27 protein-coding genes and 1 pseudogene are annotated in these 17008 nt (G+C 29.2%); 2 read left to right on the top strand and 26 right to left on the bottom strand.

Annotated features, from left to right (window positions below; genetic code table 11):
• The first annotated feature begins 204 nt into the window (after positions 1-204).
• Positions 205-381: an alkaline phosphatase PhoX gene (locus ELQ07_RS06650; protein WP_134224907.1), complete on the top strand. Its 177-nt coding sequence runs from the start codon at positions 205-207 to the stop codon at positions 379-381.
• A pseudogene (locus ELQ07_RS06645) lies at positions 368-867 on the top strand (alkaline phosphatase PhoX); the annotation flags it as partial. The gene ELQ07_RS06650 and the pseudogene ELQ07_RS06645, both read left to right, overlap by 14 nt.
• A gap of 126 nt (positions 868-993) precedes the next feature.
• Here the strand turns inward: ELQ07_RS06645 and ELQ07_RS08365 are convergent.
• From ELQ07_RS08365 to mqnP, 26 genes are all read right to left on the bottom strand, one after another.
• Complete coding sequence (locus ELQ07_RS08365; protein WP_243833567.1) at positions 994-1278, bottom strand: GMC oxidoreductase; 285 nt, start codon at positions 1276-1278, stop codon at positions 994-996.
• Positions 1279-1544: 266 nt separating this feature from the next.
• Positions 1545-1733, bottom strand: coding sequence for a hypothetical protein (locus tag ELQ07_RS08360; protein ID WP_243833566.1), 189 nt, complete (start codon positions 1731-1733; stop codon positions 1545-1547).
• Positions 1702-2064, bottom strand: coding sequence for a hypothetical protein (locus ELQ07_RS08355; RefSeq protein ID WP_240692721.1), 363 nt, complete (start codon positions 2062-2064; stop codon positions 1702-1704). The genes ELQ07_RS08360 and ELQ07_RS08355 overlap by 32 nt, the downstream gene beginning before the upstream one ends.
• Before the next feature lie 150 nt (positions 2065-2214).
• Entirely contained in the window at positions 2215-2337 is a 123-nt protein-coding gene (locus ELQ07_RS08415) for a hypothetical protein (protein ID WP_257408068.1), read from the bottom strand.
• Positions 2322-2471, bottom strand: a complete 150-nt coding sequence (locus tag ELQ07_RS08350; RefSeq protein ID WP_243833565.1) for a hypothetical protein — start codon at positions 2469-2471, stop codon at positions 2322-2324. The genes ELQ07_RS08415 and ELQ07_RS08350 overlap by 16 nt, the downstream gene beginning before the upstream one ends.
• 150 nt (positions 2472-2621) lie before the next feature.
• Positions 2622-3026, bottom strand: a complete 405-nt coding sequence (locus ELQ07_RS08280) for a gluconate 2-dehydrogenase subunit 3 family protein (RefSeq protein WP_180381620.1) — start codon at positions 3024-3026, stop codon at positions 2622-2624.
• The gene (locus ELQ07_RS08275; RefSeq protein WP_180752893.1) at positions 3023-3256 is read right to left on the bottom strand and encodes a gluconate 2-dehydrogenase subunit 3 family protein; all 234 of its coding nucleotides are present in this window, start codon (positions 3254-3256) and stop codon (positions 3023-3025) included. Before ELQ07_RS08275 ends, ELQ07_RS08280 begins: the two co-directional genes overlap by 4 nt.
• Positions 3257-3535: 279 nt before the next feature.
• A complete protein-coding gene (gene trxB / locus ELQ07_RS06630) occupies positions 3536-4474 on the bottom strand; it encodes a thioredoxin-disulfide reductase (RefSeq protein WP_134224906.1) in 939 nt (312 codons plus the stop codon).
• A gap of 133 nt (positions 4475-4607) precedes the next feature.
• On the bottom strand, positions 4608-4922 hold the full coding sequence (gene trxA, locus ELQ07_RS06625) for a thioredoxin (RefSeq protein WP_002825604.1): 315 nt from the start codon (positions 4920-4922) through the stop codon (positions 4608-4610).
• Positions 4923-4978: 56 nt separating this feature from the next.
• Entirely contained in the window at positions 4979-5317 is a 339-nt protein-coding gene (locus ELQ07_RS06620; protein WP_070316682.1) for a YraN family protein, read from the bottom strand.
• Positions 5317-6564 (bottom strand): homoserine dehydrogenase, encoded by a 1248-nt coding sequence (locus ELQ07_RS06615; protein ID WP_002896293.1) that lies wholly within the window; start codon positions 6562-6564, stop codon positions 5317-5319. The genes ELQ07_RS06620 and ELQ07_RS06615 overlap by 1 nt, the downstream gene beginning before the upstream one ends.
• A 3-nt stretch (positions 6565-6567) precedes the next feature.
• Positions 6568-7770, bottom strand: coding sequence for an LL-diaminopimelate aminotransferase (locus ELQ07_RS06610; protein WP_096702712.1), 1203 nt, complete (start codon positions 7768-7770; stop codon positions 6568-6570).
• Between the two features lie 10 nt (positions 7771-7780).
• Positions 7781-8587, bottom strand: coding sequence for a hypothetical protein (locus ELQ07_RS06605; protein WP_070316680.1), 807 nt, complete (start codon positions 8585-8587; stop codon positions 7781-7783).
• Entirely contained in the window at positions 8581-9519 is a 939-nt protein-coding gene (locus ELQ07_RS06600) for a hypothetical protein (protein WP_070316679.1), read from the bottom strand. Before ELQ07_RS06600 ends, ELQ07_RS06605 begins: the two co-directional genes overlap by 7 nt.
• Complete coding sequence (gene rlmB / locus ELQ07_RS06595) at positions 9512-10195, bottom strand: 23S rRNA (guanosine(2251)-2'-O)-methyltransferase RlmB (RefSeq protein WP_002866330.1); 684 nt, start codon at positions 10193-10195, stop codon at positions 9512-9514. Before rlmB ends, ELQ07_RS06600 begins: the two co-directional genes overlap by 8 nt.
• Before the next feature lie 13 nt (positions 10196-10208).
• A complete protein-coding gene (gene rsmI, locus ELQ07_RS06590) occupies positions 10209-11033 on the bottom strand; it encodes a 16S rRNA (cytidine(1402)-2'-O)-methyltransferase (RefSeq protein WP_070316678.1) in 825 nt (274 codons plus the stop codon).
• 2 nt (positions 11034-11035) lie between these two features.
• Positions 11036-11236 carry a 50S ribosomal protein L31 gene (gene rpmE / locus ELQ07_RS06585; protein WP_002851603.1) on the bottom strand — a complete coding sequence of 67 codons (201 nt, stop codon included), beginning with the start codon at positions 11234-11236 and terminating at the stop codon, positions 11036-11038.
• 78 nt (positions 11237-11314) lie between these two features.
• Entirely contained in the window at positions 11315-11971 is a 657-nt protein-coding gene (locus tag ELQ07_RS06580; protein WP_070316677.1) for a 16S rRNA (uracil(1498)-N(3))-methyltransferase, read from the bottom strand.
• A gap of 1 nt (position 11972) precedes the next feature.
• The gene (locus ELQ07_RS06575) at positions 11973-12380 is read right to left on the bottom strand and encodes a hypothetical protein (protein WP_070316676.1); all 408 of its coding nucleotides are present in this window, start codon (positions 12378-12380) and stop codon (positions 11973-11975) included.
• Positions 12380-12805, bottom strand: a complete 426-nt coding sequence (locus tag ELQ07_RS06570) for a cytochrome c (RefSeq protein WP_070316675.1) — start codon at positions 12803-12805, stop codon at positions 12380-12382. The genes ELQ07_RS06575 and ELQ07_RS06570 overlap by 1 nt, the downstream gene beginning before the upstream one ends.
• Entirely contained in the window at positions 12805-13386 is a 582-nt protein-coding gene (locus ELQ07_RS06565) for a 6-carboxytetrahydropterin synthase (protein ID WP_002858675.1), read from the bottom strand. The genes ELQ07_RS06570 and ELQ07_RS06565 overlap by 1 nt, the downstream gene beginning before the upstream one ends.
• Positions 13383-14126, bottom strand: a complete 744-nt coding sequence (locus ELQ07_RS06560; protein ID WP_052776107.1) for a 7-carboxy-7-deazaguanine synthase QueE — start codon at positions 14124-14126, stop codon at positions 13383-13385. Before ELQ07_RS06560 ends, ELQ07_RS06565 begins: the two co-directional genes overlap by 4 nt.
• A 2-nt stretch (positions 14127-14128) precedes the next feature.
• A complete protein-coding gene (gene moaA, locus ELQ07_RS06555; protein ID WP_052776106.1) occupies positions 14129-15091 on the bottom strand; it encodes a GTP 3',8-cyclase MoaA in 963 nt (320 codons plus the stop codon).
• A gap of 12 nt (positions 15092-15103) precedes the next feature.
• The gene (locus tag ELQ07_RS06550) at positions 15104-15619 is read right to left on the bottom strand and encodes a hypothetical protein (RefSeq protein WP_002851715.1); all 516 of its coding nucleotides are present in this window, start codon (positions 15617-15619) and stop codon (positions 15104-15106) included.
• Positions 15616-16113 carry a hypothetical protein gene (locus tag ELQ07_RS06545; RefSeq protein ID WP_002854663.1) on the bottom strand — a complete coding sequence of 166 codons (498 nt, stop codon included), beginning with the start codon at positions 16111-16113 and terminating at the stop codon, positions 15616-15618. The genes ELQ07_RS06550 and ELQ07_RS06545 overlap by 4 nt, the downstream gene beginning before the upstream one ends.
• A complete protein-coding gene (gene mqnP, locus ELQ07_RS06540; protein WP_070316674.1) occupies positions 16104-16988 on the bottom strand; it encodes a menaquinone biosynthesis prenyltransferase MqnP in 885 nt (294 codons plus the stop codon). The genes ELQ07_RS06545 and mqnP overlap by 10 nt, the downstream gene beginning before the upstream one ends.
• Between the last annotated feature and the right edge of the window lie 20 nt (positions 16989-17008).

Below are 17008 nucleotides of genomic sequence, written 5' to 3'. Positions count from 1 at the left end.
TATACCTAGTGAAAAACTAGGTATAAATTTTTCCTTCGATTTAAATTTTCATCAAAATTTCTAAAAAGTTTCCAAATATTTCTATATTTCCATTGTTTTAAATTTTAATATGGAGTAAAAATAAATGGAAAGAATATTGTTTTTAAAAAGTTTAGCTTTAGGTTCTATGGTGGCTTTTTTTAAGTTCAAATTTAAGTGCTTTTTATGCTTAAGGATAAGGATTTGTTAGGTTTTAAAGCTGTTAGTGTAAGCACACAAGATAAAGTTATAGTACCACAAGGTTATGAGGCAAAGGTTTTAATTTCTTGGGATGATTCACTTTTTAGTAAAGCAAAACTTTATGATGAAAATAAAATCATATGCAGTAAATCCAAGGACTAAAAATGTTTATGGACAAATTTTAAAATGGATGCCAAAAAATTCTCATAAAGACGATGATTTTACTTGGGAAATTTTTACTTTTGTTGGAAATCCTGATAACCAACAAGGCTTATATAAAGGCTCAAATAATATTACAAGTTATTATAAGTGAAAATAAATTTAATTCTCCTGATGGACTTAAATTTGATAGAGATGGAAGACTTTGGATACAAACAGATGGATCTTATTCTAATAAAGATGAATACGAAGGTATAGGAAATAACTGCATGCTAGCAGCAAATCCAAAAACAGGGGAAATGTTTTTTAACAGGGCCTATTGCTTGTGAATTAACAGGGATTGCTTTTAGTGAGGATTATACTACAATGTTTGTAGGCATACAACATCCAGGAGAAGATTTAAAAGGTAGTACTTTTCCTTATGGAAAAACGCCAAGATCGAGTGTAATGATGATAAGAAAACTTGATGGTGGAGTGATAGGAAGCTAATAAATTCCAAAAACTTAAGGCTTGGAATTTAATCACTGTATTAGCAATTACCAGTTTTTAAATATTTTATAATAGCTTTGCTAGCACGATAGGCTAAAGCATTTAAGGTTAAGGTAGGGTTGTAGCCTAGATTATGTGGAAAATTCCTGCACCTACGACAAAAAGATTATTAACATCCCAATGTTGTAAATAAGGATTAACTACACTTGTGTTTTTATCTGTACCCATTATAGTTCCGCCGGCAATATGTGTAAAAGTATACCAACTATTTGAAACTACTCCATAATCTCCTAATTTTGGCGAAGTGTAAATATTTTGCGCTCCCATTTCTTGCATGATGCTTTTTAGTTTTGGAAGCATAAAATTATAAAGATTTTTATCTTGCTTGGTAAAATTATAGGTTACGCGGATAAGTGGTAGTCCATAAGTATCTTTATAAGTTGGATCAAGGGATAAATAATTACCTATATAAGGAATAGATGCACCCTGAGCTCCAATATAAGTAAATCGAGTATAATTATAAATAGAAGCTTTTTTAAATTCGACTCCCCATGAAGGTGTGTTAGGTTCTGTAGAGTTTGAAGCTATAGGACGATCCCAGTTTTGAGAAAGTCTAAAACTTGCACCGTGGATAAAATCAAGTTTGGAATGATCGAAATTATCCCCATTAAAATCATCTATCCAATTGCAAAGTGCCCCAGCTCCAAGATAAGATTAAATGGATCTTTTAAAAAACCATTAACACTAGGTGTGATTTGATAGCTATAATTTTTTCCTAAAGTTCCTTTGCCTGTTTTTGGATTATAAATTTCGCCTATATTAGAAACCATTAAATTAGCATTGTTGAAAACATAAGAGCCTAGCATAACCACTTCTGCAGGCTGGATAAATTCTTCTAAAGTTAAAGTATTGATAAATTTTACCCCTGTCTTTACCATCTTTATGCAAAATTTCTAACACATTAGCATAAGTTTTAATATCTAAATTTTTTGTTGCTAAAGCTGAAGGTATGGTTGTTACTATAGGAAAAGCTTTAGCTCCATATTCGCAACCAAAATACTCACAAAAAGCACAATACTGACAGGCTCCCAAGCTTTGTTTGTCAGGATTTGTATAACTTTGAGAAGAATTTGAAGCAGGAACCATGCAAGTATGATACCCTAATTTTTTAGCCGCTTCTCTAAATTTTTTAAGCATAGTATTTTTCCAAAGGTGGATTAGGATAAGGATTGCTTCTTTTTTCTAAGAAAGGACTTTTATCTTCTCCAGAAACCCCAATTTTTCAACTTTATCATAATAAGGTTCCATTTCACATAAGTTACACCCCAATCCTGTATAGGATAATCTTTAGAAATTTTTATTTTTACTATAGCGTTCTTCGGTTTTGCTTTTTATTTCAAAATCATAAGGTAAAAAACGATAGCTCATACCATTCCAATGAACTCCTGCTCCACCTACATTATTTCCCACATCAAAAGTATAGTAATTTTTCTCATAGGCAAAGCCATTTTATCGCCTGAATTCCTAAAACTTTGAGTTTCTTTGCTTAAATCCTGTTTCATTGCAACATTATTGACATATTTATATTCATCGTGTGCACCCAAAAAATCAGAAGTATCTTGATGTCCATCCCTTTCTAAGGTGACAACTTTAAGTCCTGCTTTAGCGCACTCATTTGCAACAATAGACGAACTCCAACCTAAACCTATAACAACAATATCTGTTTTTTAAGTATTTTTGCCATTTGTATTCCTTTAATGCGACATATCAGCCAAAGAAATAGGCTCTATCACTTCAAATTTATCTCCATCTAAAACTTGAGCTGCGTAAGTCATTTGTGCCCCTGGGAATTTTTTCATACGCCAAGCTTGTATATTTGCATTGCCACTATAAATTGGATCAGCATAAACTCCTGCTATAGTTATGTTTCTTAATTCTGTGAAAAAATCACTCGCCTTTATCTTATCTTCAAAAGAAACCTTGGTTTTATCTTGCTCAAAAGCTCTTAAGACTTCATCTTTTTGTTTTGCGCTAAGCTTTACAAAGCCTTTTTTATAATGAAGTTTTACTTCTTCATCTAAAGCATTAATTCCCATTTTAAAAAGTTCAGCTCTAGTTAAAGGATATTGATAACCTTGATTTTTCTTTCCTTGTATCAAAGGTCCAAAGCGATAATCTTTTGCTCCACTTCCGTGTAATTTCCTGCAAGTTCATTATCTATAAAAATAGCTATACCTAATTTTTTAGCACCTGGTCCTAAATCATCTTTGGGAAAAATTCTTTCTACTGCTTCACTCAGAATATCAATTTGAATAGAATTCAAATTGTTTTGATTGTGCGTATGAGCAAAAACCATACTTGGTGCGCTAGCACCTACTAAAGCAAACAAAGATGAGGCTTTAAGAAAATTTCTGTGACTTTGTTTTTTGTCTATGTTTATTCCTTCCTTATTTTTTTAACATAAGTAAGTTATAGCTTTTAATATAAAAATATTAATTTAAAAAATAATATTTTTATATTTTTTTAAATATATAATTATGTAATATTATTAAATATAATTTAAATTATATTTAATAATATTTATAAAACATTATGAAAAATATTTTATATTTTTAAGGAGTGTTGATATAAAGATTTAGGCTAGGAATTCTAGCCTAATAAGAAAAAATCAATGCAAGCTTTCTATATAAGCCATAGCACTTAATGCAGCTACAGCTCCATCACCTGCAGCACAAATAACTTGCTTAGGTGCATCTTTTCTAAGATCTCCTGCGGCAAAAAGTCCAGTAACGCTAGTTTGCATTTTAAGATCAACACTTACTTGCCCAGCTTCTTCCATATTGCATAAAAACTTACCATCGTCTTGTTTTAAAATTTCATTTCTTACATTAAGACCAACAAAAGTAAAAATTCCTGGAACATTTAAATCTCTAATACTACCATCTTTTAATTTTACTTTTACACCAGTAACACCCATTTTATCACCATATACTTCATCTACGCTTGCACTAGTAATGAGTTCTATTTTTTCATTTTTCTTAACTTTTTCTACTGTAGATGGAGCTGCTCTAAATTCATCTCTGCGGTGGATAAGATAAACTTTAGAACAAATATTTGCTAGATACAAAGCTTCTTCTAAAGCTGTATCTCCACCACCTAAAACTGCAACTTCTTTATTTTTATAAAAAAATCCATCACAAGTTGCACAAGTGCTTACACCTTTTCCAAAAAATTCATCTTCGCCTTTAAAACCTGCTCTTTTTGGAGCTGAACCTGTACAAACTATCACAGCTTTAGCAAGTTCTGTTTTGCCACCTTCTAATTTGATGGTAAAACTTCCATCACTATTTTTTAAAATTTGCTCTACTCCAACCATTTCATGTTTTAAACCAAAACGCATACATTGTTCATTCCAAGGAGCCATAAAAGAAATTCCATCCATAACTTGGGCTACACCTGGATAATTTTCTATTTCAGAACTTGAGGTAATTTGTCCACCAGGCATACCTTTTTCAAACATTACTACATTCTTAAGACCACCTCTAGTTGCATAAAGTCCGGCACTAAGTCCAGCAGGACCTCCACCTATGATTGCTACATCTAACATTTATATTTCCTTTATATTGAATTTTATTATTAATAATGATATAAAAATTATTCTTAATAGTAGTTAATAAAAATTATTATTTAGTATAAATTTGAAATTTTTAAGAAGAAGGCTAGTTATACTAGCCTTTAGTTTATAGTAAAGAGTTTAGTTTATCGCTAATTGCTTGTTTAGATTGTGCACCAACGAGTTGATCTATAACTTCACCATTTTTAAAGAAAATAAGTGTAGGAATAGAGCGAACACCAAATTCAGCTGCTAAATCACCTTGTTCATCTGTATTTACTTTGCAAATTTTAGCTTTACCATCGAAGTCATTTGCAAGTTCATCAATAACTGGAGCAAGCATTCTACAAGGTCCGCACCATGGAGCCCAAAAATCAACTAAAGCTACACCTTCTTTTGCTTGAGCAAAATTATCACTTGTTAATTCAATATATTTTCCCATAATTTTTCCTTTCTTTAATTTTTGTCTAATTGTATTTTATTTTTTTAAATATCAGCTTAAAAACTTATATTTTCGCAAAATTGTATCACATCATTTTTAATGCAAATCAGATCAATCTGAAAATCCGATGAAATTCCATTTTTAAGATGATAAAATTCTATAGTTTTTAAAATTTTTTCAAGTTTTTTTCTATCCAAACGCTCAGAAACTTCATAGTTATTTTGAGTAAATTTAACCTCTATAAAATGTAAAATTTCATCTTTTTTGGCTATTATATCGATTTCTCCAAATTTAGAATGGAAATTTCTTTTTAAAATTTCAAAGCCTTGTTTTTTTAAAAATTTACAAGCCTTATCTTCACCTAAAATTCCATCTAAATAAGCTTTTAAACCCATTATTCTATACGCATCATAAAAGGCTTGGTTTTTATAAAATCTTGTTTGCGTAAAATTTCAAGCAAATTTTGTATGCTTTTTTCATAAGTTAAATGCGTAGTAAAAAACAAAGTACTGTAATTTTCATCATTTTTTTTAGGTTTTTGTAAAAAACTATCAATAGAAATATTATTTTCACTCATCAATTGTGTGATTTTAGATAAAACCCCTATTTTATCTTCAACTTTCACCCTTAAATAATATTTTGTATAAATTTCATCTTTGCTTAAAAGCTCGTATTCTAAAGTATTCACAAAACCAAGCATTGGTGCTTTTACCTGATCTCTTGCTATATCCATAAGATCTGAAATCACAGCACTTGCAGTGGCCTCTCCTCCTGCTCCTGCTCCATAATACAAACTTTCACCCAACAAATCTCCATTAATGCTTATAGCATTCATCACTCCATCAACTTTTGCAAGCATTTTTTCTTTATCTATCATAGTAGGATGCACTCTTAATTCTACTTTATTTTCACGCACCTTAGCTATACCTAAAAGTTTTATGGTAAATTCAAACTCATTAGCAAAATACATATCTTCAGGCGCAATTTCACTAATACCCTCGATCAAAATATCTTCAGGTTTAGCTTTAAGATTATAAGCGATACTTGATAAAACAAGCAGTTTATGTGCTGCATCTTGTCCTTCTATGTCAAAAGTTGGATCAGCCTCTGCATAACCTAAATTTTGAGCTATTTGTAAGGCTTGTTCAAAACTCATATTTTTTTGACTCATAGAACTTAAAATATAATTACTCGTGCCATTTAAAATCCCTTTTATAGCCAAAATATTATTTGCACTTAAACCTTCTTTTAAAACCTTGATAATAGGAATTCCTCCAGCCACACTTGCTTCATAACCAAAGGCTAAATTTTTAGCCAAATTTTCAAGTTCATAACGATGATAAGCAAGCATAGCTTTATTTGCAGTAACAACAGCTTTTTTCTTTTTTAAAATTTCACTCACTATTTTAAAAGCTTCATCCACTCCACCCATTAACTCCACAAAAACATCTACATCAGCATTTAAAATTTCTTCAACGCTATGAGTAATTGGAATTAAAGCATTTTTTTTAGGACTTCTAGCAAGAGCGATCACAGGAGTTATGCTTTGACCGCACCTTGCACGAATGAGTTTATCATTTTCTAAAAGAAATTTAACCACCGCACTTCCAACAGTGCCATAACCAAGAATCGCTACTTTCATAACTTACTCTTTTAAATATTTTTTGATATTGCGTGCAGCTTGACGTATACGATTTTCATTTTCAATTAAAGCAATTCTTACATACTCATCACCTGCTTCGCCAAAACCTACCCCAGGACTTACTGCAACACTAGCACGTTGTAAAAGTTGCTTTGAAAATTCTAAACTTTTTAAATGTCTTTTGCTTTCAGGGAGTTTTGCCCAAACAAACATACTTGCTCTTGGTTTTTGAAGTTTCCAACCTGCATTTTCAAAAGCTTCAAGTAAAATGTGCATTCTTTTATCATAAGTTGCACGAATTTCATCCACGCAAGTTTGATCTCCATCTAAAGCTATGGTAGCTGCTACTTGAATAGGTGTGTACATACCATAATCAAACCAAGATTTTATTTTTTTAAGTGCACTGACTAAGCGTTTATTTCCTACTACAAAACCCACACGCCAGCCCGCCATATTGTAAGATTTTGAAAGAGTGTAAGTTTCTACCGCTACATCTTTTGCGCCTTCAATTTCTAAAATAGAAGGAGTTTTATAGTCATCATAAGTTAAATCTGCATATGCAATATCTGAAATAATATAAAACCTTTCTTTTTTTGCCGTTGCTATCAATCTTTCATAAAAACTTTTTTCACAAGTTACTGTTGTTGGATTATGTGGGAAATTAACAACGACATATTTTGGACGTGGGATGCTTTCATTTAAAGTTTTATGCAAATTTTCAAAAAAATGATTTTCATCAAGTTCAAATTTTTCATTATAAGCTAAAGGCATTTTTGCTACATTACCCCCTGCTATAATAAAAGCTTGAGTATGTATAGGATAAGCAGGAGTAGGTACAATAGCAACATCTCCAGGATTTATAATCGCTCTTGCAAGATTTACAAAACCTTCTTTTGAACCCATGGTAGCTACAACTTCATTTTCAGGATCTAGATTAACATTATATTTTCTTTTATACCAATTACAAATTGCTAAACGAAGTTTATAAATCCCCATGGATGTAGAATATCCTGAGGTTTTATCTTTGTTAGCACTTTCGCAAAGTTTATCTATAATGTGTTGAGGAGTTTTACCATCGGGATTCCCCATTGAAAAGTCGATGATATCCTCTCCAGCATGTCTTGCTGCCATTTTTATCGCATTTACTTCTGCGAAAACATAATTTGGAAGTCTTTCTATGGTATTAAAACGGATTTCATCAAACATTTCTTAATCCTTATTTTTTAAGTGTGATTTTTAAACCCCTGCGTATATTATCTAAACTATACATATCGCTTACAATAGCATATATAGCACCATTTGGAATAAGTTCTGAAAAATGATTATTTTTATTTTCACTTTTTACTGCTTTAATTAGATTTAGATTTTTATCTAAAAAGAAGATTTTAGGAAACCAATTATCTAAATCATTTGCATCAATAATCAAATTTGTAGCATTTTTTAAATTAAGCACATAGTCTTTAAGGGGCTTTTCTAATGATTTTGGAGTATTTAAATTAACATTTGTGTTGGTTTTTAATACAGCATTGGAAAAATTTAAATCATATTCATAATCATATGTCCCAATACGCTTAATATTATCTATATAGACAGAATTTTCTTTTAAGAGATTATAAAGCGTTCCAGGATCTAAAACATATTGAGATTCTACTTGTATGGTATAGTCAATATTTCCTTCTCTTAAAATCAAATCTGTGGGGATAAAATATATGTATCCAGCATCTGTTAAAACATCAGATAAAATTTTAAAAAACATAACTTCATCAGCTTTTGCTTTAAAATTTAATCTTAGACTTTGAGGATTTGATAGTGTTAAGGCGATTAAAGAATTGGTTTTTAATATTTGAGATATTTTTGCAATATCACAATTTCCATTATTATCTATGTAAGAATTATTTGAAAATAATAATTCTAGTTGAGAATTTTTACTAGGATTGTTTACTAAATTTTTTGCCAAATCAAGACTTGAGATTGCAAAAGATATATTAACCCAAAGAGTAAGAATAATAATTTTTTTTACCATTCTTTACCTTTATTTAATTTTGCAAATTCAGCAGGTGAAATACTTGTAATTTTTCCATCTTTAATCAAGAAACGTTTTGAAATTCCTGCAGGAAATTTTTGTTCTTTATTTTCTTGATTAAACATTGTTAAAGCTGCAGCCCCTGTTAAAATTAACTGATCTTTATCTAAAGAAATGTTAAAATCTTTTTCTTTAACAAAGCTTGTTTTTTTAAGGTTTTTTAAATCTATCAAACCTATCCATATTTTGGAAGAAGTTTTAAAATGTGCTTCTTTTAAAGAATCAGTTTTTGGTGCATTTGTGTCTTCTTGGATTTGGGTATTTTTTTCTTCATCAAGTAGGGTTGTGTTATTTTCACTGATGTTATTTTCTATGCTTATGTTTTTATCATTTTCTTGTAATGAGATGTTTTGGCTTGGTAAAACGCTCTCTGTTTGATTTGTTTCTTGTGCTTTATTGTTGTCTATAACAACAACACTGTTTTCATCTAAAAATTTTAAATTTTCTTGTGCTTGTCCTATGATATCTATAACTGTTGCGCTAGTATTATTTTGTTCATCTTTGAAAAAAGTTTTAAGTGTATCAAAATAATAAATTCCACTTCCTATAATCACTAAAACAATAAGAACAATCAAAAAAGGCCAAGTGTTAGAGGATTTTTGACTATAAGCATCTAGTTTGGGGGTTATCATTTTTGATTTTGTTTGTGGAGTAGGATTGTTTTCGTTAAGATAAGCTTCATACTCTTCGTTAAAATCACTAAAGTCGAGTTCGTATTCTCTGCTTAAAATTTTAACAAAACCTTTAACATTAAAACGACTTAAAACAGCAAAATTCTTTTCTACTAAAGCTTCAAGAAAATCAAGTTCAATTTGCGTTTTTGTTGCAACTTCTTTTAAATTTAATTCTTGTATTTTTTTCCAATTAAGCATTTAACATCCTATCACAAAGTATTGCAAAAGCAGCGCTGACATTAAGACTATCAAAATTATTTTTCATCGCAATGCCCACACATTCATCGCATTTTTTTACAATTTTAGAGCTTAAACCAAAACCCTCACTACCCAAAACTAAAACTTTTTTACCATTGCTTATTTTTACACTGTGAATTTCTTTTCCCGAGCCATCGCTCGCATAAAAATAAAAACCTACTTGTTTTAGTTCGTTTATTACACTTAAAGCATCGTTGCTTATCACAATAGGTAAATCAAGAGCCGCTCCGCTGCTTGTGCGAATTACTCCTTCCATGGCTAATTTTTCACCAATAAAAATTAAAGCCCCAACCCCTAAAGCATAAGCTGTACGGGTGATAGCCCCTATATTTCCTACATCACTAATTCCATAAAGCATAACAATAAAATCATTTTTTTTGATCTCATTTAAATTTGCAAAAGAACTTTCTTTAATATCTAGCAAAAAACCTTGATGATTTCCACCTTTTGCATAAGCTTGAGCAGTTTTAAAATCAAGTTTTTTGATTTTAAAACCTGATTTTGCAATTTTGGAAAAAGTAGTTTTATCACATTCTTTTGCTAAATAAAGCTCATTGATACAGTCTTTATGATATTCTAAAATATAAAAAAATATTTGCTTCCCATAAACTATCATATTGAAATTTTACCTAATTTTGACTTAAAAGCAGTTTTTGATAAATTTCTTTTGCATTTTTTCCATTGAACTTTGATAATAATTTTGCTTTTGCTTTTAAAGGCAGCTCTAAATCCATAATATCTTTTTCACAAAGAGTATTTTGCAAAAAATTTTGTTCTTTTGATTGTAGTACTACAACCCATTCGCCGTTTAAATTAGACTTTTTTAAAATTTCAAAAAGCTCTTTAGCATTGCCTTTAAATTTATTTTCAAATTTTTTACTGATTTCTTTAATTAAAAAAATTTCTCTTTGACTATCTAGAATCATAATTTGTTCTATCAAAGATAAAATACGCTTGGGGGATTCGTAAATAATACTTGGATAAGGAAGATTTAAAATTTTTTCTATGTCTTTTTGTCTTTCATTGCCTTTATTTGCTAAAAAACCGATAAAGATAAATTCTTTTTGACAAAATGCTGAGCTTACAAGAGCAACTAAGGCTGCATTTGCACCTGGTAAAATTTCATAGGTGATATTATTTTCTTGTGCAAATTCTACCAAAGTCCTACCAGGATCACTAATTCCTGGCATTCCTGCATCGCTTAAATAAGCTACATTTTTTTCAAATATCTTTAAATCAATACTTGCTAAAACTTCTTTTTCATTATGAGAGTGTAAGGCTATAAATTTAGAAATATGTATATCAGTGTGAAATTTCGCATTTAATAGTGAAATCAAAGACTTGCTTACTCTTGTATCTTCACAAAACACAAGATTGCAAGTCTTTAAAAGTTCTAAGGCTCTAAAAGAAATATCGCTTAAATTTCCTATGGGGGTAGGAATAAAATAAAGCATAATTATTGCATTGCGTATTTTTTCTTAAATTTCTCTACACGACCTGCAGCATCTACAATTTTTTCACTACCTGTAAAAAAAGGATGGCAATTTGAACAAATATCTACTCTTAATTCTGCTTTGTTTGACTTTGTTGTAAAAGTATTTCCACAAGCACAACTTACTTTGCATTCTACATATTCTGGGTGAATTTCTTTTTTCATTAGTTTTCCTTAAAAATTAAAACAATAAGCCGTGATTATAAATTATTTAACATAAAAAAGAGATTAATTTAAGAAAAGTTAAAGCAAAATTTTTGAAGCTATGGCTATAATAGCTGTTTGACTTTTTAGAATATTAGAGCTTTTAAGAGAGATTTTCCGGTTAAACAATAATCTCTCATCATTGTTAAATCCACCTTCAGGACCTATAAAATATAATTCTTTTTCATCGAAATGACTTTGTTGTTTTCCTTGAAAATCAACCATAATTGCATTCGGAAATTTTTGAACAAATTCTTGAGTGCTTTGGTGGATAATTAAATCCATTTTAGTATTTCTACCGCATTGTTCACAAGAGGAAATAATGATTTTTTCAAATCTTTCTAAATCAATTTTAAAATTTCTTTGTGAAAAATTTGTAAAAACCAAATGTAGCTTTTTGACTCCAAGTTCATTTAAGAAAGGTAGAGTTTTTTCTAAAATTTTAGTATCTATAATGGCTAAGGCTAAGTTTAATTCACTTTGTTTTATATTTTGTGATTTTTTGTTTAAAAATTTTAAAGTGCAAGAATTTCTTGTTAAATTCAAGATTGTATAGTTATAAAGAAAATTATCTTGTAAATTTCTAAGATTTAGCTCCGAATTTTCCTTTACTCTTCTTGCTTTTAAATGGTTAAAGTTTTCACCTTGAAGTTGTATAAACTCTTCTCCAGCCTGCTTGTTATACAAAAATTGCATTTTATAGATATCTTTCTATTAAAAAAGGCAAAAACAATAAAAAAATTTCAAAAGGTAAAATCAAACAACTAATCCATCTAAAAGTGGCATATTTTCTAAATCTTCTTGCTCTTTTAAAACAAATAAAATGAAAAATTGCTAAAGCAAAAATCAAGATCCAAGAAAAAATCATTACCCAGATATTAAAATTTATTTGAAATTGTTTCATTGCTGATAATAAACAACCTGTAAAAATAATCAAAGCTAAAAATAAATAATAAATTGGTAAAAACAATCGTATTCTACGAATAAAAATGAATTCGGTTTTAAAATTCCCTTGTGTTAATATAAGATAAAAAAGCATTAAAAAACCGCTCGCATAAAGACTATAAAGATGTAAAGCTAAAAAGAATTCATAACTTTGATCCATTATTTTCCTTTATTTATAAAATCAGCTAAATTTTGAATTTGTTCATCACTTAAAAAACTGTGATTTTTATCTTTTTTCATTTTTATTTTTTGTATAAAAATTTTATTGCCTAAGGTTTTAATGGCCGTGCTGTTTTTAGGTTTTAATTCCCCTTTTTCTCCATGACAAGTGGCACATTTTTGTTTATATAAAGAGTTGATAATGCTAGGATTGACTTCATGTTCATCATCTGAACTTTGTACTTCATCATCCACAGGTAAAGGCAGGTTGGAGTCACTTAATTCTGTTTTTTCATCGTTTTGTTCTATTTGGACTACTTCTTGATCTGTATTTTGAGTCTTGGAAATATTTTTTTCATCATTAGAACAGGCAGATAAAACTAATAAAAAAAAACTTAAGGCAATTAAAATTTTAGCTTTTTGCATTAAATCTCCTTTGGATTTATAAAAATTTCTTCATTTTTTAATTTGTTGTAAAAATCTATATCATTCCATTCTGCTTTAATGCCATTGGAAAATTCTATGTCTTGAAGTGAAATTTTTGGCATTAGTTCACTATAGGCATCTTCTCTAAAACCTTGTGCATAGCCTGTTCTTGTTTCATGAACAATGATGCTTTGTAAAGTCACTCCTTGTTCTCCATTTACCATTTTTGTTTGTTTTAATAAAGCGTCTATAAGTATGAAAAATACACGACAAAAATTTTCAGCACTTACATTAACAGGCAGGCAAATCCAACGACTTGAATATTTTTTCATTTCTTCTAAATATTTTGCATCATCATATTTAAAAAGAGTGATAGCATGATCAAAACTATCAATAATTTGGCGTATATAGGTTTTTAAAAGTCCAAAATCATAGACCATTCCAGCATTATCTAAATATTTGCTTTCAAGTAAAACTTCAACTTTGTAAGAATGTCCATGAATGCTACTTTTGCAACGCTTAGAAGAACAAAATCTAACAATGTGTGCGTTTTCAAATTCAAATAATTTTCTTATAATCATACACCCTCTTTATCGTTCCAAAGACGAATATGAATTCTATCAGAATAATTATAACCATTCTTAATACAAAATTCAGCAATTTTTTGAGCATTTTTTTTAAGGTTTTGCTCATTTTCACCCATAGGCATACAAAAAATTTGATTTGGAGCTTCTTTTAGAATTTCATTGATTTCTAAAAATGAATTATCAAGGGTATTGGCATCTAAAACAAATTTATAAAAACTATCTTTTGCGTAATTTTTAAATGCTTTTAAAGCTTTAAAATTTAATCGTTTATCTTTTTTTATCCCACTATTTTGGAGTTTAACGCTTAAAGCAAAAATACATTCTTTGTAAAAAGGATATCTATCAAAATCAATTTCTATGCTTCCATTGCTTTCAAAGTGTATTTCGAATTTATTTTTTAATAACATTTGAATAAATTCTATAAATTCAGGATTTTCATAATGGATTAATGGCTCTCCACCTGTGATAACAACTATAGGATCAAAGTCTTGTTTTAATTTTGTTACTCTTTTTAAAAGTTCATTAGCATTTAAAGTTTCATAACTTTCTTTAAAATCTTTTGTGAAAACAGCCCTTATTGTATCGCATCCGATGAGAGTTTTATCGTTTTTTGATATTTTTACATTAAAACCTAAACAATTGAAATTACAACCAGCAAAACGCATAAAAATAGCTAATTTTCCATTATATTTTCCTTCTCCTTGAATGCTTAAGAAACTTTCAACAAGTTGCAAAATTAACCTCCAGTTTGATAAAAAGCACGAGATGAGGTTTCATTATCAACAACACTCCATTTATTTTTTTCTGGTTTATTTCTTAATACTTCTTGTAATATTTCTACAGCGGCTTTAATATCACCTTTTCGAACCGCTTCTTTTATGCTTAATGCTTCATCAAAATAAAGGCAAGGTATTAACAAGCCTTCAGCACTTAAGCGTATGCGATTGCAAGAATCGCAAAATTCATGGCTATGAGGATCTATAATTCCAAATTCATAATCATCTGCCTTATAAATACTCACAGGTGCTTTTTCATCTTTTTTTATAAGTTGAATTTGATATTTTTGACTCAAAATTTGTATAATTTCATCTCTTTTTAATCCTTGTAATTTACCATAAGCATGAGTGTTTTCCATAAATTCTATAAAGCGAATTTGAGCTTTTTTTGATTTTGCAAATTCCAAAAGAGATATCAGTTCATCATCGTTTAAATTTTTAAGAGCTACAGTATTAAGTTTTACTTTCAAATCTAGATTTAAAGCTTCATCAATTCCAGATAAAACACTATCTAATATATCTTTTTGCGCAAGAGTTTTTGCTTTTTTGTGATCTAGGGTATCAAGTGAAATATTAAGTCGTTTAAGTCCAGCATTTTTTAGGTCTTTAGCGAAGTCTTTTAGTAAAAATCCATTTGTAGTTATAGCAAGGTCAATATCTCTTTTATAATCGCTAATCATTTTTATAAAAATACTTAAATCTTTTCTTAATAAAGGTTCCCCACCTGTTATACGGATTTTTTCAATTCCTTCGTCTATAGCTGCTTTAACAAATAAAAAAAGTTCTTCGAAGCTTAATAAATTTTCTTTTGGCTGATAATCGAAAGGAATTTTTGGCATACAATAAAGGCAGCGAAAGTTACATCTTTGTGTAACTGAAATTCTAAGATAATTTATCTTTCTACCGAATTGATCTATAAGCATTTATTTTCCATTCTATTTTATTAATTTCTTAAATTTTAAGACAAGTTCTACATTTCCAGTGCCAATGCGTAAATCTTTAGCGATTTGTTCTATGCTTTTTCCTTCTTTGAAAAGATTTTCTATTTTTTGTTCTTCTGTATCGTAATTTGGTGTAAGTTTAGCCATGCTTTGTGCTTTTTGTTCTAAATTTAAAAGACGATTTTGTTGTTCATTTTGAAAATCTTCTATGATATGTTCCATAGTTTTTAGTGTTCTTAAAACAGGAGTGATTTTTGAACTGATTTGTTTATCAAGTTCAATCATAATTTCTTCTTTTAAAAGAGAGGTTTTATAGTCTTCATCCTCTTCACTATCATCTTTAACTCCTAATTCTTTACGAAAATAATGAAGTTCTTTGGTAATATCTTCTATCACATTTTGAAGTTTTGCTATTTTTGCATTATTTTCTCTTTCTTTGATATTCATGTAGGCTAGCATTGCAATTAAAAGCACAATTATAAAAACTAAATAAAGTACATCATCACTCATTCTTGGCCTTTCTTATTTCTTATCATATTTCTTTGAATTTCAACAACAAAAGCATCAAAAGCCATTTTGTCTTCAGGCTTAATTTTGATAATTTTTGCCAATGTTTGACTTTGAGCTTTGATAAAAATAGCTATTTTTTGATTATTTAAATCAAATCTTAAATAATATTCTTTATCTTCTTCTAAAATAGTATCCAAAAAATTTAGATATTCAAAATTTAAAGATTCTATTACCCCTTTTTGTTTAAGTGGTATAAGTTCTTTATTTTTATCTAAAGAATTTTCAAGCCTTAAAATATCTTCTTTTAGACTTAAAAGAAGATCAAAAATAATTTTTTCACCCTCATCAAAATCAATGCGTAAAGCAAGTTTTTTCCATTTTAAAATTTGAGAAATTGCTCCAAGTTTTAGGTATTCTCCAAGAAAACGGTTATTTTCTATTTCACAACATTCTAAATGAGCTTCAAATCCTGCTTTAAAAAGTGTTAATTCCATAATAAATCAATCCAAATAAAAATAAAAAAGATAATACTTAAATAACCATTTAGAGTAAAAAATGCTCTATCAATATGAGCAAAATTCTTGTGAACAATTTTATGTTCCAAGGCTAAAATAATACCGCTTATAATTACTCCAATAAGTGCTATTTTTCCAAGTGCTACACCCCAAACTTCCCACACAAAAAGAAGCCAAAATAATACCGCTAAAATATGGCAAAAAGCTGATATAAATAAAGTAGTCTTTGAACCAAATTTAGCAGGAATAGAGTGAAGTCCTATTTTTTTATCATACTCCATATCTTGTAAAGAATAAAGCAGATCAAACCCAGCTGTCCAAAAAGTTACACCTAAACATAAAATAACGCTATAAATGTGAATTTCACCCATAATTATAACACTTCCTGCAATAGGCGCAAGTCCTAAACAAAATCCCAAAACTAAATGCGCTAAAGAACTAAAGCGTTTAAAAGCTGAATAAATAGCCAATACAAAAAGCACAGGAAAAGACAAATAAAAGGCCAAGGTATTAATAAAATAAGAACATGATATAAAAATAAGTGCATTAATAATAATAAAAATCCATACACTTTTTCTACCTATTTTTCCACTGACATTAGGGCGATTTGCACAACGAGGATTATCCTTATCTATATCTTCATCCATTAAACGATTTGTAGCCATCGCAAAATTTCTTGCACTTACCGCACAAATAATGCCTAAAATCAATGCCTTAAAACCAAACCAAGCAGTGTCATTTGCAAGTTTTGATGCTACAATCATAGAGGAAAATAAAAAAGGCAAAGCAAAAATAGAATGCTTAAATACTACAAGTTCTAAAATATCTTTAAATTTTATCCAGAATGTGTTCATTTTTCTACTTTAAAATATTT

The organism is Campylobacter sp. US55, assembly GCF_004378955.1.
GTDB lineage: Bacteria > Campylobacterota > Campylobacteria > Campylobacterales > Campylobacteraceae > Campylobacter_D > Campylobacter_D jejuni.
The sequence above is the reverse complement of the archived record's forward strand: the minus strand, read 5'-3'. Positions and strand labels throughout refer to the sequence as shown.

Excerpts from the sequence above, each read along its gene's own strand:
- ELQ07_RS06650 (WP_134224907.1), top strand. The coding sequence starts at position 205 with ATGCTTAAGGATAAGGATTTGTTAGGTTTTAAAGCTGTTAGTGTAAGC.
- ELQ07_RS08360 (WP_243833566.1), bottom strand. The coding sequence starts at position 1,733 with ATGCTAGGCTCTTATGTTTTCAACAATGCTAATTTAATGGTTTCTAAT.
- ELQ07_RS08355 (WP_240692721.1), bottom strand. The coding sequence starts at position 2,064 with ATGCTTAAAAAATTTAGAGAAGCGGCTAAAAAATTAGGGTATCATACT.
- trxB (WP_134224906.1), bottom strand. The coding sequence starts at position 4,474 with ATGTTAGATGTAGCAATCATAGGTGGAGGTCCTGCTGGACTTAGTGCC.
- trxA (WP_002825604.1), bottom strand. The coding sequence starts at position 4,922 with ATGGGAAAATATATTGAATTAACAAGTGATAATTTTGCTCAAGCAAAA.
- ELQ07_RS06620 (WP_070316682.1), bottom strand. The coding sequence starts at position 5,317 with ATGGGTTTAAAAGCTTATTTAGATGGAATTTTAGGTGAAGATAAGGCT.
- ELQ07_RS06615 (WP_002896293.1), bottom strand. The coding sequence starts at position 6,564 with ATGAAAGTAGCGATTCTTGGTTATGGCACTGTTGGAAGTGCGGTGGTT.
- ELQ07_RS06610 (WP_096702712.1), bottom strand. The coding sequence starts at position 7,770 with ATGTTTGATGAAATCCGTTTTAATACCATAGAAAGACTTCCAAATTAT.
- ELQ07_RS06605 (WP_070316680.1), bottom strand. The coding sequence starts at position 8,587 with ATGGTAAAAAAAATTATTATTCTTACTCTTTGGGTTAATATATCTTTT.
- ELQ07_RS06600 (WP_070316679.1), bottom strand. The coding sequence starts at position 9,519 with ATGCTTAATTGGAAAAAAATACAAGAATTAAATTTAAAAGAAGTTGCA.
- rlmB (WP_002866330.1), bottom strand. The coding sequence starts at position 10,195 with ATGATAGTTTATGGGAAGCAAATATTTTTTTATATTTTAGAATATCAT.
- rsmI (WP_070316678.1), bottom strand. The coding sequence starts at position 11,033 with ATGCTTTATTTTATTCCTACCCCCATAGGAAATTTAAGCGATATTTCT.
- rpmE (WP_002851603.1), bottom strand. The coding sequence starts at position 11,236 with ATGAAAAAAGAAATTCACCCAGAATATGTAGAATGCAAAGTAAGTTGT.
- ELQ07_RS06580 (WP_070316677.1), bottom strand. The coding sequence starts at position 11,971 with ATGCAATTTTTGTATAACAAGCAGGCTGGAGAAGAGTTTATACAACTT.
- ELQ07_RS06575 (WP_070316676.1), bottom strand. The coding sequence starts at position 12,380 with ATGGATCAAAGTTATGAATTCTTTTTAGCTTTACATCTTTATAGTCTT.
- ELQ07_RS06570 (WP_070316675.1), bottom strand. The coding sequence starts at position 12,805 with ATGCAAAAAGCTAAAATTTTAATTGCCTTAAGTTTTTTTTTATTAGTT.
- ELQ07_RS06565 (WP_002858675.1), bottom strand. The coding sequence starts at position 13,386 with ATGATTATAAGAAAATTATTTGAATTTGAAAACGCACACATTGTTAGA.
- moaA (WP_052776106.1), bottom strand. The coding sequence starts at position 15,091 with ATGCTTATAGATCAATTCGGTAGAAAGATAAATTATCTTAGAATTTCA.
- ELQ07_RS06550 (WP_002851715.1), bottom strand. The coding sequence starts at position 15,619 with ATGAGTGATGATGTACTTTATTTAGTTTTTATAATTGTGCTTTTAATT.
- ELQ07_RS06545 (WP_002854663.1), bottom strand. The coding sequence starts at position 16,113 with ATGGAATTAACACTTTTTAAAGCAGGATTTGAAGCTCATTTAGAATGT.
- mqnP (WP_070316674.1), bottom strand. The coding sequence starts at position 16,988 with ATGAACACATTCTGGATAAAATTTAAAGATATTTTAGAACTTGTAGTA.